Source organism: Rhodobacter lacus (assembly GCF_042683065.1).
Lineage (GTDB): Bacteria > Pseudomonadota > Alphaproteobacteria > Rhodobacterales > Rhodobacteraceae > Rhodobacter > Rhodobacter lacus.
The window spans coordinates 63,158-89,534 of the sequence record NZ_JBHUIX010000004.1 but is presented as its reverse complement, the minus strand read 5'-3'; the positions used below and the strand labels follow the sequence as shown (position 1 = coordinate 89,534).

17 protein-coding genes are annotated in these 26,377 nt (G+C 66.2%); 11 read left to right on the top strand and 6 right to left on the bottom strand.

What is annotated here, in order from left to right:
- Nucleotides 1-33: 33 nt before the first annotated feature.
- The gene (locus ACFSM0_RS03830) at nucleotides 34-2,676 is read right to left on the bottom strand and encodes a calcium-binding protein (protein WP_377387427.1); all 2,643 of its coding nucleotides are present in this window, start codon (nucleotides 2,674-2,676) and stop codon (nucleotides 34-36) included.
- 376 nt (nucleotides 2,677-3,052) lie between these two features.
- Here ACFSM0_RS03830 and ACFSM0_RS03825 point away from each other — a divergent pair, with 376 nt between their 5' ends.
- Genes ACFSM0_RS03825 through ACFSM0_RS03805 form a run of 5 tightly spaced genes read left to right on the top strand, consistent with a single transcriptional unit; the run spans nucleotide 3,053 to nucleotide 8,892 of the window.
- Nucleotides 3,053-4,081, top strand: a complete 1,029-nt coding sequence (locus ACFSM0_RS03825) for a BMP family protein (RefSeq protein ID WP_377387424.1) — start codon at nucleotides 3,053-3,055, stop codon at nucleotides 4,079-4,081.
- A gap of 3 nt (nucleotides 4,082-4,084) precedes the next feature.
- Entirely contained in the window at nucleotides 4,085-5,632 is a 1,548-nt protein-coding gene (locus ACFSM0_RS03820) for an ABC transporter ATP-binding protein (protein WP_377387421.1), read from the top strand.
- Nucleotides 5,622-6,671 (top strand): ABC transporter permease, encoded by a 1,050-nt coding sequence (locus tag ACFSM0_RS03815; RefSeq protein ID WP_377387418.1) that lies wholly within the window; start codon nucleotides 5,622-5,624, stop codon nucleotides 6,669-6,671. Before ACFSM0_RS03820 ends, ACFSM0_RS03815 begins: the two co-directional genes overlap by 11 nt.
- Nucleotides 6,671-7,615 carry an ABC transporter permease gene (locus tag ACFSM0_RS03810; RefSeq protein ID WP_377387415.1) on the top strand — a complete coding sequence of 315 codons (945 nt, stop codon included), beginning with the start codon at nucleotides 6,671-6,673 and terminating at the stop codon, nucleotides 7,613-7,615. The genes ACFSM0_RS03815 and ACFSM0_RS03810 overlap by 1 nt, the downstream gene beginning before the upstream one ends.
- A complete protein-coding gene (locus ACFSM0_RS03805; RefSeq protein WP_377387937.1) occupies nucleotides 7,615-8,892 on the top strand; it encodes an amidohydrolase family protein in 1,278 nt (425 codons plus the stop codon). The genes ACFSM0_RS03810 and ACFSM0_RS03805 overlap by 1 nt, the downstream gene beginning before the upstream one ends.
- Nucleotides 8,893-8,897: 5 nt before the next feature.
- On the opposite strand, the gene ACFSM0_RS03800 is transcribed toward ACFSM0_RS03805, so the two are convergent.
- The gene (locus tag ACFSM0_RS03800; RefSeq protein WP_377387412.1) at nucleotides 8,898-9,527 is read right to left on the bottom strand and encodes a TetR/AcrR family transcriptional regulator; all 630 of its coding nucleotides are present in this window, start codon (nucleotides 9,525-9,527) and stop codon (nucleotides 8,898-8,900) included.
- A gap of 113 nt (nucleotides 9,528-9,640) precedes the next feature.
- Between ACFSM0_RS03800 and ACFSM0_RS03795 the strand changes: the two genes are divergently transcribed.
- Nucleotides 9,641-11,686: an oxidoreductase gene (locus tag ACFSM0_RS03795; protein ID WP_377387409.1), complete on the top strand. Its 2,046-nt coding sequence runs from the start codon at nucleotides 9,641-9,643 to the stop codon at nucleotides 11,684-11,686.
- Between the two features lie 69 nt (nucleotides 11,687-11,755).
- Here ACFSM0_RS03795 and ACFSM0_RS03790 read toward each other — a convergent pair whose 3' ends face one another.
- The 3 genes from ACFSM0_RS03790 to ptsP are packed head-to-tail and all read right to left on the bottom strand — an operon-like array spanning nucleotide 11,756 to nucleotide 16,966.
- Nucleotides 11,756-13,507, bottom strand: coding sequence for a PTS fructose-like transporter subunit IIB (locus tag ACFSM0_RS03790; RefSeq protein ID WP_377387406.1), 1,752 nt, complete (start codon nucleotides 13,505-13,507; stop codon nucleotides 11,756-11,758).
- A 27-nt stretch (nucleotides 13,508-13,534) separates the two neighbouring features.
- Nucleotides 13,535-14,479 carry a 1-phosphofructokinase gene (gene pfkB / locus ACFSM0_RS03785; RefSeq protein ID WP_377387403.1) on the bottom strand — a complete coding sequence of 315 codons (945 nt, stop codon included), beginning with the start codon at nucleotides 14,477-14,479 and terminating at the stop codon, nucleotides 13,535-13,537.
- 9 nt (nucleotides 14,480-14,488) lie between these two features.
- Nucleotides 14,489-16,966, bottom strand: coding sequence for a phosphoenolpyruvate--protein phosphotransferase (ptsP, locus tag ACFSM0_RS03780; protein WP_377387400.1), 2,478 nt, complete (start codon nucleotides 16,964-16,966; stop codon nucleotides 14,489-14,491).
- A 67-nt stretch (nucleotides 16,967-17,033) separates the two neighbouring features.
- On the opposite strand from ptsP, the gene ACFSM0_RS03775 reads away from it, so the two are divergent.
- Together ACFSM0_RS03775 and ACFSM0_RS03770 are read left to right on the top strand one after the other, a co-directional pair.
- Nucleotides 17,034-18,482, top strand: a complete 1,449-nt coding sequence (locus ACFSM0_RS03775) for an ABC transporter substrate-binding protein (protein WP_377387397.1) — start codon at nucleotides 17,034-17,036, stop codon at nucleotides 18,480-18,482.
- The gene (locus ACFSM0_RS03770) at nucleotides 18,479-21,154 is read left to right on the top strand and encodes an ATP-binding protein (protein ID WP_377387394.1); all 2,676 of its coding nucleotides are present in this window, start codon (nucleotides 18,479-18,481) and stop codon (nucleotides 21,152-21,154) included. The genes ACFSM0_RS03775 and ACFSM0_RS03770 overlap by 4 nt, the downstream gene beginning before the upstream one ends.
- Here the strand turns inward: ACFSM0_RS03770 and ACFSM0_RS03765 are convergent.
- On the bottom strand, nucleotides 21,121-21,831 hold the full coding sequence (locus ACFSM0_RS03765) for a response regulator (RefSeq protein WP_377387391.1): 711 nt from the start codon (nucleotides 21,829-21,831) through the stop codon (nucleotides 21,121-21,123). The two genes, ACFSM0_RS03770 and ACFSM0_RS03765, sit on opposite strands and share 34 nt — an antisense overlap.
- Nucleotides 21,832-22,283: 452 nt before the next feature.
- Between ACFSM0_RS03765 and pflB the strand changes: the two genes are divergently transcribed.
- From pflB to ACFSM0_RS03750, 3 genes are all read left to right on the top strand, one after another.
- The gene (gene pflB / locus ACFSM0_RS03760) at nucleotides 22,284-24,551 is read left to right on the top strand and encodes a formate C-acetyltransferase (protein ID WP_377387387.1); all 2,268 of its coding nucleotides are present in this window, start codon (nucleotides 22,284-22,286) and stop codon (nucleotides 24,549-24,551) included.
- 7 nt (nucleotides 24,552-24,558) lie between these two features.
- The gene (gene pflA, locus ACFSM0_RS03755; protein WP_377387384.1) at nucleotides 24,559-25,350 is read left to right on the top strand and encodes a pyruvate formate-lyase-activating protein; all 792 of its coding nucleotides are present in this window, start codon (nucleotides 24,559-24,561) and stop codon (nucleotides 25,348-25,350) included.
- 78 nt (nucleotides 25,351-25,428) lie between these two features.
- Nucleotides 25,429-26,301 carry a glycosyltransferase family protein gene (locus tag ACFSM0_RS03750; RefSeq protein WP_377387381.1) on the top strand — a complete coding sequence of 291 codons (873 nt, stop codon included), beginning with the start codon at nucleotides 25,429-25,431 and terminating at the stop codon, nucleotides 26,299-26,301.
- The last annotated feature ends 76 nt before the right edge of the window (nucleotides 26,302-26,377 follow it).

Sequence of the window (26,377 nt, the reverse complement as noted above, 5' to 3'; positions counted from 1 at the left end):
GCGTGACGGTCTCGCGCCGATGCCCGCACCGCCTCAGACAAAGACGATCTCGTCGAGCCCGAGATCTGCGGCCAGAATCCCCTCCACAAGAATGCGGTGGCCCAGATAGAGGATCTCGGCCCCGGCCTCGGTATCGGTGATCGAAAGCGCCGCGAGCAGCGCGGCGGCATCCGTGCCAGCATTGCTCGTGACCCCGCTCAGCACAATCTGGTCCGTGCCATCCCAGTCGTCGGAATGCAGCTCGAAGCCGCGGATCGTGTCGCTCTCGCCGCTGGTGAAGAGGTCAAACACGAACTGGTCGCTGCCGTGCGCGTCGCTGCCCACATCAACGGAGCGCCCCGCCACCAGAAGGTCGTTGCCGGTGCCGCCGTTGAGGATGTCATCGCCGCGCCCGCCAATCAGCACATCATCCCCGGTCCCGCCCAGGAGCGTGTCATCGCCGCGGTTGCCAAAGAGCGTGTCATTGCCGGTGCCTCCCTCGACGTAATCATGACCAGAGCCGGTGCGAATGTCATCATCGCCCTCCCCGCCATAGACCGTGTCATCGCCGCCGCCCGCGCGCACCGTATCGTTGCCCGTGCCGGCACGGATCGTGTCATTCCCCGCGCCTGCGCCAATCAGGTCATTGCCCGCGCCACCGTCGAGGCTGTCATCGCCGGTGTTCCCCGCGATCTGGTCCGCCCCCGCGCCGCCCGAAAGCGTGTCATTGCCGGCTCGGCCCATCACCATGTCATTGCCGGTGTCGCCGGCGATGCTGTCATCGCCCGCACCGCCATCAAGCCAGTCTTCGCCCCCGAGGCCCGTGAGCACATCGTCCCCGCTGCCTGAGACGATCTTGTCACTTGCCTCCGTGCCGGTTTGCGCGGCCGCGGTGAGCGCTTCTTCAAACACCCGAAGCCCGTAGCCCCCTGTCAGGGGGAGTACGCTCGCAGGCGCGACGCAGAGGTAATAGGTGCCCGCAACCGGGGCGACGAACCCCTCGATAAAGGTGCGCTCGCCGCGCCCGCTGACATAGGTTTCGCTCAGGCTGAACCCTTCTGTAATCGCGCTTCCGTCGGGGCCTATCAGCGTCAGATCGGACCACCGCAGGGCGCCGGTAGCATATGGGTTGTTGGTGCCTGTTATGCGCCCCAAGAGTTGGAACGCATAGCTGCTCCCCTCTTGCAGCGTGATGGCAAACCAGTCTTCGTCGATTTCGTAGCCGATCTCGCCTGCGATAAAACTGTTTGGCGTGATCGGGCTCGCGCTCTCGAGGCTGGAGCCGAAATCATCGGCGGCGCTCAGGTTCACAAGGCGGATCTGATAATCGCCGGTCGTGTCGTTGTTGACGTCACTGCCACCAATGCCGATATAGATCGGGGCGTCATCGGAGCTGAGATATTCGATCGCGCCCCAGCCCGAGCTGATCTCGGCACCTGTTGCATCATAAAGCGTGATCGGCTGCGCCGCTGTGCCCGCGAGCGGTGTGTCTGAATTCGGATCTGGCGCGACAGAGATCCTCCAGACATCGCCGGGCGTCAGAGTGGCGTAAAACCAGTCCTCGTCATAGGCATAGTCGATCCGGCCCAGCGCCGGGCCCTGCGGTGTCAGCTCGGCGGTCGTGGCCGTGCTCGCGGGCAGGTCATCCGCAACCTCGGTCACCGAGACGAGGTAATCTCCGATACCCTCGCCATGATCGCTGCCCCATGCAACGCTGACAAAGGCGACCTGTGCACCATCGCCCACATAAAGGCAGTCTTCGAGCCCGTCGATGACGGCCTCGATTTCCGTTCCCTGAGCATCGTAAAGGTGCACCTCGGAGATAGACACGCTCGCTGGTGTCGTGCTTTGCGGATCTCCGACGAGTTCGAACCGATAGGTCTTGCCCGCCACAAGCTGCGCAATGAACCAATCTTCATCCCAAGCGTAATCGAGCGCAGAGGTCACGCTCTCGCCGGAGGCGAGCGTGACCGTTGTCTCCATCCCGTCCGCAATATCGTCGCTGAGCGCTTCGAGCGTGACAATGTAATCCCCCGTCACCGAGCCCGAAACCGCGATTAATCCGTTTTCCAGATCTGACGCTGTCTTGAAGGTCGCGGAAAGGCCATCGTCAGACGCGTAATCGGCGTCCAGCTCGGACACCGATGCGTCATAGACGTAAAGCCCGACGTAATCCGTATCGAGCGGGGTGCCGTTGCTTGCGTCCGGGCGCACGGTGAGCCGGTAGACGGTCTCTGGAACGAAAGAGATGTCGAACCAGTCTTCTTCATCGGCGACGTCGATGGTGCCTTCGACAGGCATTTCCACCGTCAAAATACCGGTTGTTTCGGGCGCAAGATCGACGCTGATGTCATAGCTGCCACCATATTGCTCGATCTCCGGATCGGCCATGACCCCCAGCGCATAGCTGCCCGAGGTCTCGGCGGTGAAGATGAGGGAGGTGGTCACGAATTCGTCGCCGTCCTCGTCCCAGACCGTCCCGCCTTGGGCAACGCGGGTGCCGTCAGGGTCATGCAGGGCAAAGAGGAGGGAGGCTTCATCGACCTCCATGGCGAAAACGTAGCTCTCCCCCGCGACCAGATCGACCAAAAACCAGTCCTGATCGCTGGTGGGCTGGATAAAACCGAATTTGCCGCTCCCGATGTCGATCGTCTGGCCTTGGCCCATGGTGTTGGCATAATCGTCTTCGATAGGCATGGCGAATGTCCTTTCCAAATTTCCGCAGGCACATGCGCCTGAACGGCTTGAATAAAGACCGCTGAAGCCCGAAGGCCCCGGCAGGATCACAATCACCCCGGCCAAGAGTCCCCCGAATCGGGCTTTTCATCAAGACTTTTGCGCTTTTCCGGGGCGTGAGGCGAAAAGCGGCCGGGCGGCATGCGCGGGCGAGGCTGCGCATTTGCTCTGCCTTGACGCCTGATTTTTGCGCAAAATGCCCCGAGGCGGGCGGCTTGCGCAAAGTCGCGCCGCGCGTTTTGGAGGGGAGGCGCCGCGCCGGGCATCGGTCTTGCGAAAAGTTTCACCAGATGATCAAAGGCGTGCATACTGCGCCCATCCAAGACAGGAGATCCCCGTGGCTTCCCAAACCCGTTCGCATGCGCCGTCCCGGCGCGCCTTCCTGCTGTCGAGCCTCGCGGGCGCCGCGCTGATCGGCACCGCGCCGCGCCGCCTGTTCGCGCAGGAAACGAAAAAGCTCAAGGTGGCGGGGATCTACACCGTTCCGGTCGAGCAGCAATGGGTGAGCCGGATTCATGTGGCCGCGGTGGCGGCGCAGGCGCGTGGCGAGATCGACTACACCTATTCGGAAAACACCGCCAATGCCGACTATCCGCGGGTGATGCGCGAATATGCCGAGGGCGGCTACGATCTGATCGTGGGCGAGGTGTTCGGCGTCGAGCAAGAGGCGCGCGAGGTCGCGGCCGATTATCCCGAGGTTGCCTTCCTGATGGGCTCCTCCTTCAAACCGGATGGGTCGCTTGCGAATTTCGCCACCTTCGACAACTACATCCAGGACGCCTCCTATCTCTCCGGCATCATCGCCGCGGCGATGAGCAAGGCGGGCAATATCGGCATGGTCGGCGGCTTCCCGATCCCCGAGGTGAACCGGCTCATGCATGCCTTCATGGCGGGCGCGCGCGAGCTGAACCCGGCGATCACCTTCCAGGTCGCGTTCATCGGCTCGTGGTTCGACCCGCCGAAGGCGAAGGAAACCGCCTATGCGATGATCGAGAACGGCGCCGATCTGCTTTATGCCGAGCGCTTTGGTGTCTCCGATGCGGCGAAGGAAAAAGGCATTCTGGCCATTGGCAACGTGATCGACACCCAGGCCGACTACCCCGAAACCGTCGTTGCCTCGGCGCTGTGGCACTTCGAGCCGACGCTTGATCACGCCATCGCGCAGATCCGCGCGGGCGCCTTTGCGGCGGAAGATTACGGCCTCTTCTCCTTCATGAAGGAAGGCGGCTGCGCGCTCGCGCCGTTTGGCACGTTTGAGGGCAAGATCCCGCAAGAGGCGCTCGATCTCGTGGCCAAGCGCGCCGAGGAGATCAAGGCGGGCAGCTTCACCGTCGCGATCAACGACGAAGAGCCGAAATCTGCCTGAGCCATGACCGGCCCCCACGATCAGAAGGCGCAGCCGGTGCTGCGCCTTTCCAACATAACGAAGCGCTTTGGCGCGCTCACCGCGAATGACGATGTGAGCTTTGATCTTGCCCGCGGCGAGGTGATCGCGCTTCTGGGCGAGAATGGCGCGGGCAAGACCACGCTGATGAACATTCTCTTTGGCCAGTATACCGCCGATGCGGGGACGGTCGAAGTGTTTGGCGAGGTGCTGCCGCCCGGCAACCCGCGCGCCGCGCTTGATGCGGGCGTGGGCATGGTGCACCAGCATTTTACCCTCGCGGGCAATCTCACGGTCTGGGAAAATATCGTTCTGGGAACCGAGCGGCTGGGCGCGCTCCGGCTTGATGCCAAGGCCGCAAAGGCGCGCATTGCCGATCTCTCCCGCCGTTTCCACCTTGCCGTTGACCCTGCCGCAAAAGTGGGCCGCCTGACCGTGGGCGAGCGCCAGCGCGTCGAGATCCTGAAGGCGCTCTACCGCGAGGCGCGCATTCTCATCCTTGATGAGCCAACCGCGGTGCTGACGCCACAAGAGAGCGAGGCTTTGTTCAAGACCCTGCGCGAGGCGGTGGGGCAGGGGCTCTCGGTCGTCTTCATCTCGCACAAGCTTCATGAGGTGATGGCGATCTCAGACCGCACCATCGTGCTGCGCCATGGCCGGCTTGTGGCCGAGCGCGCCACCGCCGAGACCTCGCGTGAGGAGCTTGCCGCGCTGATGGTCGGCGGCAAGGTCAGTGCGCCAAAAATCGAGGCACGCCCGGCGGGCCCCGCGCTTTTGCGGCTTGCGGGGGTTTCGACCAAAGGCGAGGGCCGGGCGCCGGGGCTGCGCGCGGTTGATCTCACCCTTCATGCCGGGCAGATCACCGGGCTTGCAGGCGTTTCCGGCAACGGACAAAAGGCGCTCTCCGATCTGATCTCGGGCCTTGTTGCGCCCGCTTCGGGGCAGTTCGACATTGCGGGCGAGGCGGTTGGCGACTGGTCGCCCCGCCGCGCCCTTGCCCGCGGCATTGGCCGCATCCCGGAAGACCGCCACCGCACCGGCACGATTGCCGATTTCGACCTGACCGAAAATGCCGTGCTGGAGACCTATGCGCAGGATTTTGCCCGCCATGGCTGGATGCGCTGGGGCGCGGCGCGGGCGCAGGCCGAAACCCTCATTGCCACCTACGACGTGCGCTGCCCCGGCCCCGAGACCCGGATTCGCCTGCTTTCCGGCGGCAATATGCAAAAGCTGATCCTTGGTCGCGTGCTGGAGACCGCGCCGCGCATCATTCTGGCCAACCAGCCGGTGCGCGGGCTCGACATCGGCGCGGTCAACTACGTCCATGGCCGCCTCGCCGAGGCGCGCGAAGAGGGGGCGGCGGTGCTCCTGATCTCCGAGGATCTCGACGAAATCATGACCCTGTCCGACGTGATCCATGTGATGTCCGAGGGGCGGCTCAGCCCCGGTTTTGCCCGTGGCACGATGCGTGCCGAAGCGCTTGGCCAATGGATGGCGGGCGAGGGGTTCGGGAGGGCCGCGGATGCGTCTTGAACCGATCGCCCAGCCCAGCCTTGCGCGCCGCCTTGTGCCCCCCGCACTGGCGCTTCTGGGCGCCTTTCTCGTTGCGAGCGTTCTGGCGCTGATTGCGGGCGGCAACCCGCTCGCTGTCTTTGGCGCGATCGTCAAGGGCGCGGTGGGCTCGAAGTTTGCGCTGCTGGAAACGCTCAATCGCGCCACGCCGCTCATTTTCACCGGGCTTGCCGTGGCCGTGGCCTTCCGGGCAAAACTCTGGAATATCGGCGCCGAGGCGCAGCTTTACGCGGGCGCCGTTGTCACTGCGGTGCTCGGCACCGGCGTTCTGCCCTGGCCCCCGGCGCTGCTCCTTCCCGCCATCGCGCTCACCGCAATGCTTGCAGGCGCGCTTTTGCTCCTCGTGCCCGCGCTTTTGAAAACGCGGCTCGGGGTGGACGAAGTCGTCACCACGCTGCTTCTGAACTACATTTTCCTGCTTTTCGTCAGCTACTTGCTCGAAGGGCCGCTGAAAGACCCGATGGGCATGGGCTGGCCCAAATCCGCCCGCCTCATCGCCGAGGCGCGGCTTCCGCGCATCGTCGAAGGGCTGCGGCTGCATTGGGGCTTTGCGCTCGCCCTCCTCTCCGCCGTCGCGCTCTGGGTCGTCAACGCCCGCACCACGCTCGGGTTTGAAATGCGCGCGGTGGGGCAAAATGCCGAGGCCGCGCGCTTTGCGGGCATGCCGGTGACGGGCGTGGTGCTGAAAACCGCGCTCCTCTCGGGCGGGCTTGCGGCGCTTGCGGGCTTTTCCGAGGTCTCGGGCCTCAAGGGCTCGCTCACGCTCGATCTGTCGCCGGGCTATGGCTACACCGGCATCGTGGTGGCGATGCTGGCCCTTCTGCACCCGCTCGGCGTGGTTGCCGCAGCACTCTTTGTCGCGGCCATTTTTGTTGGCGCCGATGCGATGAGCCGGGCGCTGGGCGTGCCAAGCTATATCGCGGATATCATGCTCGCCTCGGCGCTCCTGATGATGGTGCTGGCGATCCTCTTGACCAAATTCCGCGTGGTGAGGGACTGATGGACATTTTCGAGATCCTCGCCTCCGCCGCCTTCTGGGCTGCCGCGATCCGCATCGCCTCGCCGCTCATCTTTGCCACCATGGGCGAGCTGATCTGCGAGCGCGCGGGCGTGCTCAACCTCGGCATCGAGGGGATCATGGTCGCGGGCGCCTTCGCGGGCTGGATCGCCGTTTACATGGGCCTGCCGCTCTGGGGGGGCGTGGCGGTTGCCTTTGCCACCGGCATGATGCTTGGCGCGCTCCATGGGCTTCTGTCCGTGCCGTTCGGGCTCTCGCAGCATGTGGTGGGCATCGGGCTCACGCTTCTGGCCACCTCGCTCACCTTCTATACCTACCGCGTGGTGCTGCCCGAAGTCTCCTCGCCGCCCAAAATCACCGCCTTCCAGCCCTATCCGATCCCCGGCCTGTCGGAGATTCCGGGGCTGGGCGCGGCCTTCTTCACGCAAACGCCGCTCACCTATGCCGCCTTCGCGCTCGTCGCGCTCGTCGCCTTCGTGCTCTACCGCACGCCTCTGGGCCTTGCCGTGCGCGCCGCGGGGGAGAGCCCGGCCGCCGTTGCCGCACAGGGCCTTTCGGTCACGGCAATCCGCATGGGCGCGGTGATCGTGGGCTCGGGCTTCATGGCGGTGGGCGGCGCGTTCCTGACGCTCTCCGCCTTCGACAGCTTCTTCTTCGACATGGTCAACGGGCGCGGCTGGATCTGCATCGCGCTGGTGGTCTTTGGCGCCTGGAAGCCGGGCAAGGCGATGCTTGGCGCGATCCTTTTTGCCGCCTTTGATGCGCTGCAGATCCGGCTGCAACAAACGCCCATCGGGGCGCTGGTGCCCTATCAGCTCTTCCTGATGATGCCTTACCTGCTCTCGATCCTCGCGCTGGTGCTGATGTCGCGCCGCGCCGAGGTGCCCGCGGCGCTGATGGTGCCGTTCAACAAGGGGGAAAGATGATGTTCGATCTGCTGGTGAAGGGGGGCACGCTCCCCGATGGCCGCGTGGCCGATATTGCGATTGCTGGCGAGCGGATCGCCGAGATCGCGCCGAAGATCGCGGCGGAGGCGCGCGAGGTGATCGACGCGACGGGCGATCTGGTCGCGCCGCCCTTTGTCGATCCGCATTTCCATCTGGATGCAACGCTGAGCTACGGCCTGCCGCGGGTGAATGGCTCGGGCACGCTTCTGGAGGGCATTTCGCTTTGGGGGGAGCTGCGCGAGATCGCCACGGTTGACGAGATGGTCGCGCGGGCGCTGCAGTATTGCGACTGGGCGGCGTCGCTGGGCCTGCTTGCGATCCGCTCGCATGTCGATACCACGCCCGATCACCTCAACACCGTCACCGCGATGCTTGAGGTGCGCGAGAAGGTGAAGGATTACATCGACCTGCAGCTTGTGGCCTTTCCGCAAGACGGGCTCTACCGCGCGCCGAATGGCCGCGAGAACCTGATCCGCGCGCTCGACATGGGCGTTGAGGTGGTGGGCGGCATCCCGCATTTCGAGCGCACCATGGCGGAGGGCGCGGCGAGCCTTGCCGATCTGTGCGAGATCGCCGCCACGCGGGGGCTGCGCGTCGACATCCATTGCGACGAGACGGATGATCCGATGAGCCGCCATATCGAGACGCTGGCCTATGAGACCCAGCGGTGCGGCCTGCAGGGCCGGGTGGCGGGCTCGCACCTTACCTCGATGCATTCGATGGACAATTACTACGTCTCGAAGCTTCTGCCGCTGATTGCCGAGGCGGGGATCGCGGCGATCCCGAACCCGCTCATCAACATCGTGCTGCAGGGCCGCCACGACACTTTCCCCAAACGCCGCGGCCTGACCCGGGTGAAGGAGATGCAGGCTTTGGGCATTCCCGTTGGCTGGGGGCAGGATTGTGTCCTTGACCCGTGGTATTCGCTTGGCACCGCCGACATGCTCGATGTCGCCTTCATGGGGATGCATGTGGCGCAGATGACCCATCCCGAGGAGATGGCGCGCTGTTTCACCATGGTCACCGAGACCAATGCCGCGATCATCGGGCTTGAGGATTACGGGCTGAAGAAGGGGGCAAAAGCCTCGCTCGTGGTGCTCGATGCGGCCGGGCCGGTCGATGCGCTGCGCCTGCGTCCGGCACGGCTGGCGGTGATTGCCAAGGGCAAGGTGATTGCGCGCACGCCGCGCGCGGATGCGGCGCTCTCGCTGCCGGGGCGGCCCGCCAGCCTGAACCGGCGCGCGCCGCGGCGCTGAGGCCCTCAGCCTGCGGGGCGCCGTGCCGCCCTGAACCGGGCCATTTCCGCCGTGGTGGGGGCGGTGCCGGTGTAGATCTTGACGTAATCGGGGATCCGGGTCAGCCGCTCCTCGAAGGGCTCGGCAAGCTGCATCGAGATATAGCCGATCTGCACCAGATAGGCGTTGCGCGCGCGCACATCGGCCTCCACTGGCGCGATGCCAAAGCGCGCGAACATCGCGGTGATGGCGCCGAGCCGCGCGGCATCGGCGGCCTGCACCCGCGCGGCCACCGCCCCATCGCCATGCGCCCAGCCGCGCACCGCGCGCTCGAACCCGGCCGAAAACGGCCCGTCGTCAAGAAAAATGGCAATCAGGTTCAGCGCGGCCTCCTGCAACGTCGCCGCATAGGCCCCGGTCGCGCCGATCAGCGCGCCGGTATTGCGCTCTTCCCAATCCGCAAGCAGCGCCTCCAGAAGCGCCGCGCGATCTGAAAAGAACCAGTAAAACGAGGTGCGGGCGAGGCCGAGCCGCTGCGCCAGCGGCTGGATTTTCACCGCCTCAAGCCCGGTTTCGACAAATGCCTCCCGCGCCGCGGCAAGCCACACCTCGCGCGAGCCGCGCCAACCGCCTGTTGGATCTTCCTTTTCCGTCATGGCGCCACTCTAGCGGCGGCCCGGCGCCTTTGCAAGGAAATGGACACATGTGAACCCATACTTGACACAAGTGAACATTTCTCGCAATCCTGTGCCATTCTCAGGAGGTGCCCATGTCCAACGATCCGCTCTTGCAACCCTACCAACTCAAGCATCTGACGCTGCGCAACCGGATCATGACGACGAGCCATGAACCCGCCTACCCGGAAGACGGCATGCCGAAAGAGCGCTACATCGCCTATCACGCCGAGCGTGCAAAAGCGGGGGTGGCGCTTGCCATGACGGCGGGTTCGGCGGCGGTCTCGCGCGACAGCCCGCCCGTTTTCAACAATGTGCTGGCCTACCGCGACGAGGTGGTGCCATGGGTGCGCCGCCTCACCGATGCGCTGCACGAACATGGCTGCGCGGCGATGATCCAGCTCACCCATCTGGGCCGCCGCACCACCTGGGCGAAGGGGGACTGGCTGCCCTCGGTTTCCTCCTCCAAGCACCGCGAACCGGCGCATCGGGCCTTTCCGAAGCTCGCCGAAGATTGGGATATTGCCCGCATCATCAATGATTTCGCCGATGCCGCCGAGCGGATGCAGGCGGGCGGCATGGACGGGATCGAGCTGGAGGTCTACGGCCATCTGCTCGATCAGTTCTGGTCGCCGCTGACGAATGATCTGGAGGGGCGTTACGGCGGGCAAAGCCTTGAGAGCCGGATGCAGCTTTTGATGGATGTGCTCGGTGCGATCCGCGCGCGGGTGGGCGCGGCGTTCATCGTGGGCCTGCGCTATACGGCGGATGAGGCGCAACAGGGGGGCATCACCGCGACCGAGGGGATCGAGATCTCCAAGCGCCTTGCCGCCTCGGGGCAGGTCGATTTTCTCAATGTGGTGCGGGGGCGGATCCATTCCGACCCGGCCATGACCGACCTGATTCCGGTGCAGGGGATGCGGGCCGCGCCGCATCTTGATTTCGCCGGGCAGGTGCGGGCGGCAACCGGCATGCCCACCTTCCACGCCGCGCGCATCCCCGATGTGGCAACGGCGCGCCATGCCGTTGCGGCGGGGCTTCTCGACATGGTGGGGATGACGCGCGCGCATATGGCGGACCCGCATATCGTGCGCAAGATCATCGAGGGGCGGGAGGATGAAATCCGCCCCTGCGTCGGCGCCACCTATTGCCTGGACCGGATCTATGCGGGCGGTCCTGCGCTTTGCATCCACAATGCCGCGACCGGGCGCGAGGAAACGCTGCCGCATGTGGTTGCCCCCGCCGCGGTGCGCAAGAAGGTGGTGGTGGTCGGCGCCGGTCCGGGCGGGCTTGAGGCCGCCCGCGTGGCCGCCGAGCGCGGCCATGAGGTGACCGTGCTCGAGGCGCAGCCCGATCCGGGCGGGCAGGTGCGGCTTTGCGCGCAAAACCCGCGCCGCCGCGAAATGCTCTCGATCATCGACTGGCGCATGGCGCAATGCGCCGCGCGCGATGTGGCGTTCCGCTTCAACACCTGGGCCGAGGCGGAGGACGTGACCGCCCTTGATCCCGATGTGGTGGTGATTGCCACCGGCGGGCTGCCAAACCTGACGCTTTTCGAAACCAAGGAGGAGCAGGGCCTTGTCGTCTCCACCTGGGATATCATCGCGGGCGATGTGAAGCCGGGCCGCGAGGTGCTGATCTATGATGAAAGCGGCGATCATCCGGGGCTGATGGCCGCCGAGGTGGCGGCGCGGGCGGGCGCAAAAGTCGAGGTGATGACGCCGGACCGCATCTTTGCCCCCGACATCATGGCGATGAACCTCGTGCCCTATATGCGCGCGCTGCAACCGCTCGATGTCACCTTTACCGTGGCACAGCGGCTTTTGGGGGTGAGCCGCGCGGGCAACAGGCTCAGCGCGCGCATCGGCACCGATTACAGCGATCTGGTGGCGGAAAAGACCTATGATCAGGTGATCGTCAATTACGGCACGATGCCGCTCGATGATCTTTATTTCGCGCTCAAGCCGCTGTCGCAAAACCTTGGTGCAGTGGATTACGACGCGCTGATCGCAGGGCTCCCGCAGGTCGGGGCGCAAAACCCCGCGGGCCGTTTTGCGCTTTACCGCATCGGCGATGCGGTGAGCGCGCGCAACACCCATGCCGCGATCCATGATGCGCTGCGGCTGATGAAAGACATCTGAGCAATCTGAAATGACAATCGGCGCGCGGGGAAACCGCGCGCCGATCTTTTCAGTTTCAACGCGGCTGCGTCAGGCGTTTGCGACCGACGCCATGGCACCTGCGCTCACCGGCTTTTTCAGCGCGACGAGAAGCGCGGTCGTCACCAGCGTGCCCGCCACCACGGCGCCTGCATAGGCGGCGAGATGGGTGACCGCATTCGGGATCGCCAGCACGAAGATCCCGCCATGGGGCGCCATGAGCTGGCAGCCAAGGCCCATCGAGAGCGCACCCGCCACCGCCGAACCAACGATGATCGAGGGGATCACGCGGGCCGGGTCCTTGGCCGCAAAGGGGATCGCGCCTTCGGTGATGAAGGAGAGCCCCAGCACCGCGGCGGCGCCACCGGCTTCGCGCTCTTCGGGGGTGAAGCGGTTTTTTGCCACAAAGGTTGCCAGCGCGAGCCCGAGCGGCGGCGTCATGCCGGCGGCCATCACGGCGGCCATCGGTGCGTAGGTGTCGGTTGTCAGCAGGCCCACGGCGAACGTATAGGCCGCCTTGTTGATCGGCCCGCCCATGTCAACGGCCATCATGCCGCCGAGAATGAGCCCCAGCACCACGGCGTTGGTCGTGCCGAGGCCCTGCAGGAAGGAGGTCATCGCGGCAAGGATCGCCGCCACCGGCTCCCCGACGATGTAAACCATCACGAGCCCGGTGACGAGCGTGGAGAGCAGCGGCAGGATCAGCACCGGCTTGAGCCCCTCAAGCACCCGCGGCAGCTTGATCGCATCGCGCAGCCAGCGCGCCACATAGCCCGCAAGGAAGCCCGCGACGATCCCGCCAAGGAAGCCCGCGTTCAGGTTCACGGCCAGCATGCCGCCGATCAGGCCGGGGGTGAGGCCGGGACGGTCGGCGATCGAATAGGCGATATAGCCCGCGAGCACCGGCACCATCAGCTTGAAGGCCGCGCCGCCGCCAATCGCCATCAGCGCCGCGGCAAGCGTGCCTTCCTGCTCGAACGCCTTGATCCCGAAAACGAAGGACAGCGCGATGAGCAAGCCCCCCGCCACCACCAGCGGCAGCATGAAGGAAACGCCCGTGAGCAGGTGCTGATAGGGGCCGGTGCGGCCCGCCGCGCGCTTGGCTTTGAGCGCGTCGACGGTTTCGGCAAGGCTCTGGCCCAGCACCTCGCCCTCGGCCACAGCCGTGTCGAGCACAGTGGCGGCGCCTTTCACCGCGGCGCCAACCGAGGTCTTGTAGACTTTTTTGCCGGCAAAGCGCGCGTCATCCACATGGGTATCGGCCGCGATCACCACGAGATCTGCGCCCGCAACCTGCGCATCGCTCAGCGTGTTTTGCGAGCCGACCGAGCCCTGCGTCTCGACGGCAATCTCCCATCCGCGCGCGGCGGCGGCTTTTTTCAGGGCATCGGCCGCCATGAAAGTGTGAGCGATGCCGGTGGGGCAAGAGGTGATGGCCACCACCTTCAATCCGCCTGTCGGGCCACCTGTCTGGGCTACCATTTGCGAAGTCTCCTCTCCTTGCAAAGCCAGAGCCGCGTCGAGTTCTGCCGCCGTTCTGGTGATGGCGCGGCCCGGCGTGGTCCGGTAAACGGGTTTTGCGGCGAAGCGGGCTTCGTCGACATGGATATCGGCGGCGATCATCACGACATCGGCGGCGGCAATCTCGGCGGGGGCGAGCGCGTGCTCGACGCCTTGGGACGATTGCCGCTCGACGCGGATTTCGTGGCCTTTCTGGGCTGCGGTGGCGCTGAGCGCCTCGGCGGCCATATGGGTATGCGCGATGCCTGTGGGGCAGGCCGTCACGGCGACGATCTTTGACATGGGGTCCTCCCGGATGTCGCGCGGGGCTCAGCCGAGCGCGGTGATTTCGACAGCATGCGCAAGCTCTTCGATGCGCGCGCGTTCGGGCAGGCGCGGGCCGATCTCGCCCAGCGCACCAAGCGAGAAAGCGGTGGCAATGCGCGCCGTTGCGGCCAGATCGAGGCCAAGCGTGGCGGCATGGATCAACCCGGCCACCATCGCATCGCCCGCCCCCACGGTGGAGGCGACGGCAATCCGCGGCGGGCGGGCATGCACCGCCCCGGTGCCGCGCACGAGCACGGCGCCTCCCGCCCCCATCGAAACGGCGACGAGCCCGATGCCCTGCGCCACCAACTCCCGCGCAGCCTCAAGCACCGCCTCGGGGGTGGTCAGCGCGCGGCCCAGATAGGCGCCAAGCTCATCGGCATTGGGCTTGACGATATCGGGGCGCGCGGCGAGGGCCGGGCCCAGCGCCGCGCCCGAAGTGTCAAGCGCGACCTTCACCCCCTTGGCATGGGCTTCGGTGATCAGCCGGGCATAGGTGTCGGCGCCAAGCCCCGCAGGCAGGCTGCCGCACAGCCCGAGCCAGACGAGCCCGCGCGCGGTCAACCGCGCCAGCGTTTCCGTGACGGAGGCCAGATCGGCAGCGCTGGCGGTGACGCCGGGAAAGTTGAGATCGGTCACCTGATCCTGGGCCGGGTCGACGATCTTCACATTGGTGCGGGTCGCGCCGTCGCAGCGGGTGCAGGCATCAAGCATGCCGGCTTGTGCGAAATGCTGCGCGAACAGCGCGTCATTGGCGCGGCCCAAAAGCCCGGCGGCGGCGGTGGCATGGCCGAAATGGGCGAGGAAGGAGGCGACATTGATCCCCTTGCCGCCCGCATCAAGCTGCACCGCTTCCACCCGGTTGACCGCATCAAGGGTGAAGCCCGGCACGGTCACGGTCTGGTCGATCGCGGCGTTGAGGGTGAGGGTGGCGATGGTCGGTTGCATGATCGCCCCTCAGCCCAGCTTGCGCACGGTGGCGGCATCGGCACAGACAAGCGCGCGCGCCGCCAAGGCCTGATTTTCGGCCATCGGCACCCGGCGCAGCACCGCCTTCACGCCCGCCACCGAGGGGATCGAGACGCTGAGTTCCTTCACGCCGAGGCCCGAGAGGATGCGTGCGCCGAAGGGATCGCCCGCGATGCCGCCACAGGCGCCCACCCAGATGCCCGCCGCATCGGCGGCGCGCACGGTCTGGTCGATCAGGCGCAACACCGCCGGGTGCAGCCCGTCTGCTTGCTTGGCCAGCACCGGATGCATCCGGTCCATGGCAAGGGCATATTGCGTCAGGTCATTGGTGCCGATCGAGAAGAAATCGACCTGTCTGGCGAGTTCGGGCGCCATCATCACCGCCGAGGGGATCTCGATCATGATCCCCATCTCGACCGGCGCGGCGCCAATCTCGGCCCGCACCGCCTCGGCAATGCGCAAGGCGGCCTCCAGCTCCGAGACCATCGCGATCATCGGGAACATGATCCGCACCGGCCCCTTCTCCGCCGCGCGGAAGATCGCGCGCAACTGGGTGCGGAACAGGTCTTCATGCGCGAGGCAGAAGCGGATGCCGCGCAGCCCGAGGAACGGGTTTTCCTCCACCGGCATGCGCAGATAGGGGATCTCCTTGTCGCCGCCCACATCGAGCGTGCGGATGATGATCGGCAGACCGTTCAGCGCCGCGATCATCGCGGCATAGATCTCCACCTGCTCGTCTTCGCTTGGCGGCGCCTCGCGGTTGACGAACAGGAATTCGGTGCGCAAAAGGCCCACGCCCTCGGCGCCCGCCGCCACCGCGGCCTCGGCCTCGGCCACGTCGGAGATATTCGCCACCACTTCGACACGCGCACCATCGGGGCTCAGCGCGGGTTTGAAGCGCTCGCGCGCCTCGGTCTCGCGTTCGGCGGCGCGCGCCGTGATCGCGGCCTCGGCCTTGGCGATATCGGCTGCAGAGGGGTTGGCCACCAGCACCCCCGCCGCCCCATCCAGAAGCGCGGCAGTGCCGCCGGGCAGATCGAGCACCGCAGCGCCCGCGCCCACCACGGCGGGAATGTCGAGCGCCCGCGCGATGATCGAGGTATGCGAGGTCGGCCCGCCCGCGGCGGTGCACAGCCCGCGCACCAGCGCCGGGTCGAGCCGCGCGGTGTCGGAGGGCGTCAGATCCTCGGCCACGAGAATGCACGGATCGCTCGGCAGATGCGCCTCGGCCGCTTTCACCTCGCCCAGTTCCTGCAGCACCCGCAGCCCGGCATCGCGCAGATCAATGGCGCGGCCTGCAAGCACGGCATCTTTCATCGCAGCCAGCATATCGGCGCGCGCGCTATAGGCGGCATGCCAGGCGAAGGCGGCGGTGCGCCCCTCGGCAATGCCCGCCTCGGCGGCGCTGCGCATTTCCGGGTCTTCGAGGAATTCCTGATGCGCCCGGAAGATTGCTGCCCGCGTCGGGCCGGATTTCTTCCAGACCTCGTCATGCAGCTCCTCAAGCTGTTGCCAGGCGGTTTTCAGTGCCGCATCCAGCCGGCTGCGCTCTGCCGCCGGATCTTTGGCATCCTTGGCGAAAGTCACCTCGTCGCGCGCAAACCGGAAGACGGGAGCAATGGCAAAGCCGGGCGAGGAGGACACGCCGGGGAGGAGGCGGCCGTCATAATCGCTCGGGGCAGCCACTGCCCCCGTCAAACCGGGAGCCGCGGCGTCGGAGGCCACGGCACCGGCATCTTCGTCGTCTTCAAGCCCCGCCGCAAAGGCGGCGGCAAGCGCGCTCAGCGCAGCCTCCGCATCCGGGCCTTCGGCGCTCACATGCAGCGCGGCCCCTTGGGCAGCGCCGAGATTGAGAAGGGAAATCAGGCTTTTCGCATTGGCGCTCTTGGCGCCATGGCGCAGGCGGATCTCGGCCTCAAAGCCTTTGGCGATCTCGACAAGCGCGGTGGCCGGGCGGGCATGAAGGCCGTGCGCGCCGGGGATCACCACGTCAAAGCCCTGCGCAAAATCTTCTGCCGCGGGGGCCGCCGCGGGCGGCTCCGCCCCGGTCAGCCGCGCCACGATCACCTCTGGGTCGGTTGTCGTCGCCAGCCGGTCGGCCTCGGCGGGATCGCCAAGCACATCGGTCAGGTTGGAGAGCACCTGCAGGTGCTCATCGGATTTCGCGGCAATCGCCACCACGAGCCGGGCCCGGTCCCCCGGACCCCAATCAACGCCCGCCGGCAGTTGCACCACGGCAATCGCGGTCTCAAGGATCAGGTCACGGTCCTTCGGCAGGCCATGCGGGATCGCGATTCCGTTGCCAAGGAACGTGTTGGCCACCGCCTCGCGGCCCATCATGCTCGCGCCGTAACGCGGGTCGATCTTTCCGGCGGCGGTGAGCAGGTCAACCGCCTGCGCGATCGCATCGGCCTTGTCGCTGGCCGTCTTGCCGATCGCCACGAGTTCGCTGGTCAAGGGTATCACGGTTCCTCCTCGGCTCGCTCTGTGCGATGCTCATGGGAGGAAAAGACCGGGGCCAGATGAACGGAGTATGTCCGAGATCGTGATGCGGATTGTAACAATTGTAATACTGGTGCTGGCGGCGCTGCAGGCGGAGGCGGGGCCGCTTGCGGTGCTGACCCGTGATGGCGGGCCGATTGCCGGGCCCGCCCGCGCGCATGGGGCGGAGTATGCGCAGGCGACCGGGCAGGCGGTCACGGTCGAGACCCGACCGTTCGATGCGCTTTATGGCGAGATCATGATCGGCTTCGTGACCGGGCGCCCGCCCGCCGATGTGCTGATCTTCCCGGCGGACTGGCTGCCGGATTTTGCCCCTTACCTGCAGCCGGTGCCCGAGGCGCTGGTGCAAAGCCCGCTGGTGCAGGGCATTCATCCGGCCTACCGCGACCGGCAGATGCGCTGGCGCGGGCACTGGATGGCGATAAGCCTTGATGGCGATCTGCATATGGGGGCCTATCGACGCGATCTGTTCTCCGATCCGGCCACCCGCGCGGCGTATGTCGCCGCCACCGGGGGGCCGCTCGCGCCGCCCGCCACATGGGCCGATTATGCTCGCATTGCCGCTTTTTTTCAGGGCCGCAAGGACGGGGAGGGCCATGCGCTTGCAGGCACGCTTGAGGCTTCGGCGGCGAATGGCCAGCGGCTCTGGTCGCTCTTCAGCCACGCCGCCGCCTATACCGCCCATCCCGACCATCCGGGATATTTCTTCTTTGATCCCGAGACGATGGCGCCCGAGATCGACAACCCCGCCTGGCTGCGTGCGCTGCAGGATTATCTGGCCGCCGTGACGAGCGGAGAGGCGGAAACCGGCCCGCTTTCCAGCCATGGGGTGCGCTCTGCCTTTGCGGCGGGGCAGGGGGCGATGGCGCTCGACTGGTCCGATATCGGCGTGCTGGCCACTGATCCGGCGACCTCGAACGTGGCAGACCGGGTGGGCTTTTTTGCCCTGCCCGGTGCCGATGAGGTCTGGAACCCGCAAACCCGGGCATGGGACCGGCTCGCCGCGCCCCGGCGGGTGCCGTTTCTGGCCTTTGGCGGCTGGATCGCGGCGGTGCCGCGCGCGGCTGCGCAGCCCGAGGCCGCATGGCGCTTCATTGCCTTCATGGCCGCGCCCGAGCGTGCGGCGCGCGATGTGATGTCGGGTGCGTCCGGCTTCAACCCCTACCGCACGGCGCAGCTTGAAGATCGTGCCGGATGGGCGGCGCTGATGGGAGAGGAGGCCGGGGCGAGTTACCTCACCGTTTTGCGCGAGAGCCTTGATGCGCCCCTCGCGGCGCAGGATCTGCGCCTGCCCGGATATCCGGCCTATATGGCGGCGCTTGACGCCCGCATCGGCGCCGTGCTGGCGGGCGAGCTCGCGCCCGAGGCGGCGCTGCAGGCGGCCGCGGCGGAGTGGGACCGGATCACCGACCGGCTCGGCCGCGCCAGCCAGCGGCGCCATTATCGCGAGGCGATGGGGCTGGAGGCCGATCCGCAATGACCGGATGGGGTATTCAGGGGCGGCTGTTGCTGATCGTTGCGCTTTCGACGGTGGCGATGGGGCTTGCGGGCCTTGCCGCGATCCGCGCGCTCGACCAGATCGGCACGGCGGCGGAAACGGTGACCGGGCGCGATGTGCCTGCAATGGCCGCCGCCTTGCGGCTCGCGCGGATCGGGGACCGGCTGCAGCAGCGCGGCGCGAGCCTTGCCGCGGCGGGCACCGAGGCGGCGCTGATCGAGGCACAACGCGCCGTTGAGGACGACCTCGCGGCCTTTGCCGAGCAAGTGGCGGCGCTGCGCACCGGCCCTTCCGAGGCGGGCTGGGACAGCGGCGAGATCCTCGCGCTCTCCGCGGCACTGGCAGAGCGGCTCAGCGCGCTGCGCGAAGCGCTGGAGACGCTGCGTGCCGTGGCCGCTGCGCGCGAGGTGGAGCGCGCGCGCATGCTCGCACAAGAGGATGCGATCCGCCAGATCATCGGCCCCTCGATCCTCGCGGTGGGCGCGATCACCGCAGGCGAGACGCTGCCCGAGCCGGAGATTTACCGCACCGCCGTGCAAAGTCAGGCGCCGCTTCTGGCCGCCGAACGGCTCACCGCGCGGGCCACCTCGGAGCTGCTTCTGGCCACCACCGCGCGCGAGACGGCAACGCTCGACGAAAACCGCGGTGCGTTCTTGCGCACCCTCGGCGCGCTGGAAAGCACCGCGGCGGCGCTTCCCGCCGGGTTGGTGCCGGAATTCCGCGCCGCGCTGGCGCTTTACCGCGACCAGACCGGGCCCGGGGGGCTTTTTGCGCTGCAAGGCGCCGAGATCGCCGCGCGGGACCGGGCCGAGGGGGCCTTGGGGGCGGCCGCCGCCCGGGCCGCCGATCTGAAAGCCGCGGTCGATCGGCGCGTGCTCAGCGCCAGCCGCACCACCGCCGAGGTGACGCAGGAGCTGCGCGACACGATCCTTGCCCGCACCACCCAGTTTACCGCAGTGGCGCTCGCCGTGATCCTGATGGCCGGGGGGGTCTCCTATCTCCTCGTGATCCGGCCGCTGAGCCGCAACCTCGCGGGCGTCACCCGCGCGATGACGCGGCTGGCCGCGGGCGAGCGTGAGACCGAAGTGCCCGGCGCGACCCGGCGCGACGAGATCGGCGATCTGGCCCGCGCCTTTGTGGTCTTTCGCGAAAATTCGGCCCAGGTGGAAAAGCTCGACCGCGAACTTGCCGAACGCTCGAACCAGCTTTTGACCACTTTCGAAACGATGAAAGACGGGTTTTCGGTGTTTGACCGTGACCGCCGCCTTGTGGCCTTCAACCCGCAATATCTGCGCCTGCATGGCTTTTCCGAGGCCGAGGTCTCGGGCGCGCCGTCGATCGAGACGATCAACCGGCTCCTTGCTGCGCGCGGCGCCGAGGCTTTTGGCCCCGATGGCGCGGTGCTCGATCTCGACGCGCTCTCGCATAGCCGTCTGACCCTCTCCGAGCGGATCGAGCTGCGCTTCCCCGAGGGGCGGGTGCTCGAGATGCGCTCGAACCCGATCCCGCAGGCGGGCTTTGCCACGATCCACATGGATGTGACCGAGGCGCGGGCCACCCAAAGCCAGTTGCTGCATGCCCAGAAGCTGGAGACGGTGGGCCAGCTCACCGGGGGAATTGCGCATGATTTCAACAATATCCTTGCGGTGATCATCGGCAATTTCAATATTTTGCAGCGCGAGCTTGCCGATGCGCCCGCCCTGCAGGCCCGCGCTGCGCGGGGGCTCTCGGCGGCCAATCGCGGCGCCGCGCTGATCAACCGGCTGCTCACCTTTTCCCGCCGCCAGCGGCTCGACCCCGAGGATGTCGCGCTTGATGCGCTGGTGCGGGGCATGGCCGATCTGTTGCAGGCGAGCCTTGGCTCCGGGGTGCGGCTTGTGACGGATCTGGCGGCAGATCTGCCCATGGTGCGCGTTGATCCGGGCCAGCTGGAGAATGCGCTGATGAACCTTGCGGTGAATGCGCGCGATGCGATGGAGGGGGCGGGCGAGATCACCATCACCACGCGCCCCGCCGGGCCGGGGTTTGTGGAGCTGAGCGTCGCCGATACCGGCGCGGGCATCCCGCCCGAGATTGCCGCGCAGGTGTTTGAACCCTTTTTCACCACGAAACCCGTGGGCAAGGGGAGCGGGCTCGGGCTCTCGATGGTCTATGGCTTCGTGCAGCAATCGGGCGGCACCGTCACGCTGGAGAGCAGCCCCGGTGCCGGCACCAAGGTCACCTTGCAGCTTCCCGTAAGCCCCGAGCGCGCGCCCGTTGTGCTTGCGCCCGCGCCGGGCGAGGCCTGCATCCTCGCGGTGGATGATGATGCCGATCTGCTCGAGATTACCGCCGATCAGTTGCGCGCCATGGGGCATGCGGTTGTCACTGCGCCCGATGGCGCAACCGCGCTCGATCTGTTGCGCGAGATCCCGGAGATTGACCTGCTCTATACCGATCTCGCGATGCCCGGCCTCGATGGTCAGAGCCTCGCCGCCCGCGCCCGTGCGCTCCGCCCCGATCTTGCGGTGCTCTTCACCTCGGGTGCGCCCGGCAGGGCGGGGGCGGATCTGCCAAACCTTCTGCGCAAGCCCGTGCCCGAAGAGGTGCTGGCGGCGGCGGTGCGGCTCAGCCTTGAGGATCAGAGCCGGCGCACCTCTGCATCGAGCACATAGCCCGCGCCGCGCTCGGTGCGGATGAGTTGCGGTGCGCGCGGGTTGGGCTCGATCTTGCGGCGCAGCCGCAGGATCAGCACGTCGATGGTGCGGTCAAACACCTCGCCGCCATCCGAGCGGGTGCGCTCCAGAAGCTGATCGCGGCTGAGCACGCAGCGCGGCGCCCGCACGAAGGCCTCTAGCAGCAGAAACTCGGCATTCGTCAGGGCGACGGGCTGGCCCGCCGGCGTTTCAAGGCTGCGGGCCGAAAGGTCGATCACCCAGCCCGCAAAACTGCGCCGGTCGTGGTCGGCCCGCTCCAGCGGCCCGGGTGCCGCGCCGGTGCGCCGCAAGACGGCCTTGATCCGCGCCACCAGCTCGCGCGGGTTGCAGGGTTTGACGACATAATCATCCGCCCCCATCTCCAGCCCGACGATCCGGTCCACATCGCCGCCAAGCCCGCTGAGCATGATGATCGGGATCGTGGAGGTGGCGCGCAGCCGCCCCGCCACCGCCAGCCCGTCCTGATCGGGCAGGCGCAGATCAAGCAAGATCAGATCGGGCGGCACGGGGCTGAGCGCGGGCGCGACCTCGGCGGCGCAAGCGGCCTCGACGACCTCGAAGCCGTGGCCCTCAAGCTCGTATCGCACCAGATCGCGCAGATCCGGATCGTCGTCGACAATCAATATCTTCGTCATCCCCGGACGGCTCTCCTGCCGCGCTTTGCGCGCGTCTCCCGCGCAAATCATATGCGCTCCCGCCCGGCCCCGCCACTGTCTTTGAGGGATCAGGCTCGCGCATCCGACGCGCAAGGATCTGGCGCGCGGGGGCTTGCGCGCAAAAGAAAATTCCGACCCGGTTCATTCTTTCACGTAATCGTCAGAATTGGTAAGATTATTGTCATTCCGTTGCGTCAATGCCGCCCCGCGTCTAGTGGCAAGCAATTGAAAATAAAAGAATTATATTTCTGATAACTGGATATCGCAGATTGCCATCAGACCCTGTTTCGGTGTTCACTCAGGCATCGGGTGGTCCCTCCCACCGCGCTGTTACGAGCCTCTCGCCACGAACTGCTCATTTGGAGCGATCCCCTCACGCTGACCGTTCAGGCCGATGACAGGCGCACGCGCCTACGGGAAAGGACTGCCCCATGAATGCCTTCACCGAAACCTCGATCAACCGTCCGCTGATTGATCCGTGGGAGGGTTTTTCTGCGGGCGCGTGGCGCGAAATGATCGACCTGCGCGGCTTCATCCAGGAAAATTACACGCCTTATGAAGGCGATGCGGCGTTCCTTGCGGGCCCGACCGCGCGCACCACAAAGCTTTGGGCTGATATTGCCGCGCTTCTGAAGCTTGAGCGCGAAAAGGGCGTGCTCGATGTGTCGGCGGATCGGCCCTCCAGCATTACCGCCCATGACGCGGGCTATATCGACCGCGCGAACGAGCTGATCGTGGGCCTGCAAACCGATGCGCCGCTCAAACGCGCGATCATGCCCAATGGCGGGCTGCGCATGGTTGAGGCCGGGCTCAAGGCCTATGGCTTTGACCCCGATGCGACCGTGGCCGAAATCTGGACCAAATATCGCAAAAGCCACAATCAGGGCGTGTTCGACACCTATTCGCCCGACATTCTCGCGGCGCGCAAATCGGGCGTGATCACCGGGCTGCCCGACGCCTATGGCCGGGGCCGGATCATTGGCGATTATCGCCGCGTTGCCCTTTACGGGATCGACCGGCTCAAAGCCGCAAAACAGGCCGAGTTCCACGCGCTTGACGATGCGGTGTTTGACGAGGCCACGTTGCGGCTGCGCGAGGAGCTTTCCGAACAGTTTCGCGCGCTCGAAGAACTGCGCGAAATGGCGCTGAAATACGGTGTCGATCTCTCTGCCCCCGCGGTGACGGCGCGCGAGGCGGTGCAGGCCACCTATTTTGGCTATCTCGCTGCGGTGAAGGAACAAAACGGCGCGGCGATGTCTTTGGGGCGGGTCTCGACCTTCCTCGACATCTATTTTGAGCGCGACCTTGCCGCAGGCCGGCTTACCGAGGCGCAGGCGCAAGAGCTGATCGACGATCTTGTCATCAAGCTGCGCATCATCCGCTTTTTGCGCACGCCCGATTATGACGCGCTCTTCTCGGGCGACCCGACCTGGGTCACCGAGGCCATCGGCGGCATGGGCGAAGACGGGCGCACGCTTGTGTCCAAAACCTCGTTCCGGGTGCTGCAGACGCTTTACAACCTCGGCCCGGCGCCCGAGCCGAACCTGACCGTGCTTTGGTCGGTTGGCCTGCCGCGCGGCTTCAAGGATTTCTGTGCCAGGGTCTCGAAAGACACGTCCGCGATCCAGTATGAGAACGATGACCTGATGCGCCCGAAATGGGGCGACGATTACGGCATCGCCTGCTGCGTCTCCGCCATGCGGATCGGCAAGCAAATGCAGTTCTTCGGCGCGCGGGCGAACCTTGCCAAAGCGCTCCTTTACGCGATCAACGGCGGTGTGGACGAAAAGTCCGGCGCGCTGGTGGCAAAGGGGCTCACGCCGATCACGGCGGAGGTGCTCGACTATGACGAGGTGATGGCGAAGTTCGACCTTTCGATGGACTGGCTCGCCAAGACCTATGTGAAGGCGCTCAACGCCATTCACTACATGCACGACAAATACGCTTATGAGCGGATCGAGATGGCGCTGCATGACCGCGACATCCTGCGCACCATGGCCTGTGGCATCGCCGGGCTCTCGATCGTCGCCGACAGCCTCTCGGCGATCAAGCACGCCAAGGTGAAAGTGATCCGCAACGCGGCGGGGCTCGCCACCGATTACGAGATCGAGGGCGATTATCCGGCCTTTGGCAACAACGACGATCGGGTGGACGAGATCGCCGTCTGGCTGACCGAGACTTTCATGAAGAAAGTGGCCTCCCAGCCGCATTTCTACCGGGGCGCCACGCCGACGCAGTCGATCCTGACGATCACCTCGAACGTGGTCTATGGCAAGAAAACCGGCAACACGCCGGATGGCCGGCGCGCGGGCGCGCCCTTTGCCCCCGGCGCCAATCCGATGAACGGGCGCGACAAGAAGGGCTTTGTTGCGGCGGGCGCCTCGGTGGCGAAGCTCCCCTATGACTATGCGCTCGACGGCATTTCCTGGACTGCGAGTGCAACGCCCGACTCGATGGGCCATACCGAGGCCGAGCAGGTGACGAACCTTGCCAATTGTCTTGACGGCTTCTGCCATGCGGGCGGTTTTCATGTGAACGTCAACATGCTGCGCCGCGAAACGCTTGAGGATGCGATGGCCCACCCCGAGGCCTATCCGCAGCTGACCGTGCGCGTCTCGGGCTATGCGGTGAACTTCGTCAAGCTCACCCGCGACCAGCAGCTGGATGTGATCTCGCGTACCTTCCACGCCAGCATGTGAGGGCGCGATGACCTTCGAGCTGCCCCGGGCCAGGATCGAACCGCCGCTTTGTGCGCCCCATGCCGCCGCCTGCCACGGCTTCCTGCATTCGCTGGAATCGGGCGCGGCGGTGGATGGGCCGGGCATGCGCTTTGTGTTCTTTCTCTCCGGGTGCCAGTTCCGCTGCCTTTATTGCCACAACCCCGACACCTGGAAGCTGCACAACGGGCGCGAGGTCTCGGTGGAGGATCTGCTCGCCGAGGTGGCGCCGCTTGCGAGCTTTCTGAAATTCGCGGGCGGGGTGACGTTTTCGGGCGGCGAGCCGATGATGCAGGCCGAGTTTGTCAACGCCACCGCGCGTGAGATCAAGGCGCGCCTTGGGCTTCATGTGGCGCTCGACACGCAGGGCCATCTGCATGCGCGGGTGGCCGATGACTGGTTCGACCCGATCGACCTTGTGATGCTCGACGTCAAGCATATCGACCCGGAGCGCCATCAGGCGCTCACCGCGCAGGCGCTGCAACCCACGCTCGATTGCGCCGCGCGGATGGTGCGGCTTGGCAAGAAGATGCGCATCCGCTACGTGCTCGTGCCCGGCTGGACCGATGGCGCCGATGAGGTGGCGCGGATGGCCGATTACGTTGCAAGCCTCGGGCCGAGCGTGGAACTGGTCGAGGTGCTGCCGTTCCATCAGCTTGGCCGCGCGAAATGGGCCGGGGTCGGCACCGCCTATCAGCTTTCCGATACGCCCACGCCCAGCCCGGATGAGGCCGAGGCGGCGCGCGCGGTGTTTCGTGCCCGTGGTCTGATCGCCTGCTGAGGCCCGCTCCGGGCGGCTCATGCTTGCAATCCCCCCGGGGTTTGGCAAAAGTGCCGCAAACGGCAGATCGCGTCAGGCATGGATTATCTTTCACAAAGCGCATTCCTGACCTCGGCGAAGGTCACGCTCGCACGGGGGCCGGTGGCGATCGTGCTGGTCGAGGATCTGGTCGAGGTGGAGAGCACGATCCGCCATCACCTCGCGGCGGGGTTCCGCACGCTGATCGTCTATGCGCCCGAGGCGCTGGTGCTGCCCGAGGATGTGAGCGCGCAGATCCACCGCATTCCGTGGAGCATGCACCGCCCCGATGCGCTCACCGGGGCCGTCAACCCGCTCATCGCCGCGGCGCCGCCCGGGGTCTGGTTCTATTACTGCTTCAACGCCGAATATCTGTTCTACCCGTTCTGCGAGCACCGCAATGTGCGCGAGTTGCTGGCGTTCCAGAGCGAGGAGCGGCGGTTTTCGATGCTGAGCTATGTGATCGACCTTTACGCCCCCGATCTCGCCCGCAACCCTGACGGGGTGAACCGCGACGAGGCGATGCTCGACCGCGCGGGCTATTATGCGCTGGGCCGCCCCGATCCGGCACATCATGGCCACCCGCGGGAACGCCAGCTTGATTTTCATGGCGGCCTGCGCTGGCGGTTTGATGAGCACATCCCCGAAAACAGGCGCAAGATCGACCGGATCGCGCTCTTTCGCACCGCGCCGGGGCTCATGCTGCGCCCCGATCACACGCTGAGCGACGAAGAGCTCAACACCTACGCTTGCCCATGGCACAACAACATGACCGCGGCGATTGCCTCTTTCCGGGTCGCCAAGGCGCTCAAGCGCAACCCGGGCTCGACCTATGACATCGAGAGTTTCGTCTGGCACAATTCGGTGCCGTTTTCCTGGACCGGGCAGCAATTGATGGATCTGGGGCTGATGGAGCCCGGCCAGTGGTTTTGAGCGGCGCGGCCATGCTCTGGCCCGGTTGCCGGTCCTCTGAGCTTTGAGCGCAAGCGACGAAATCGGTCTCAGATGC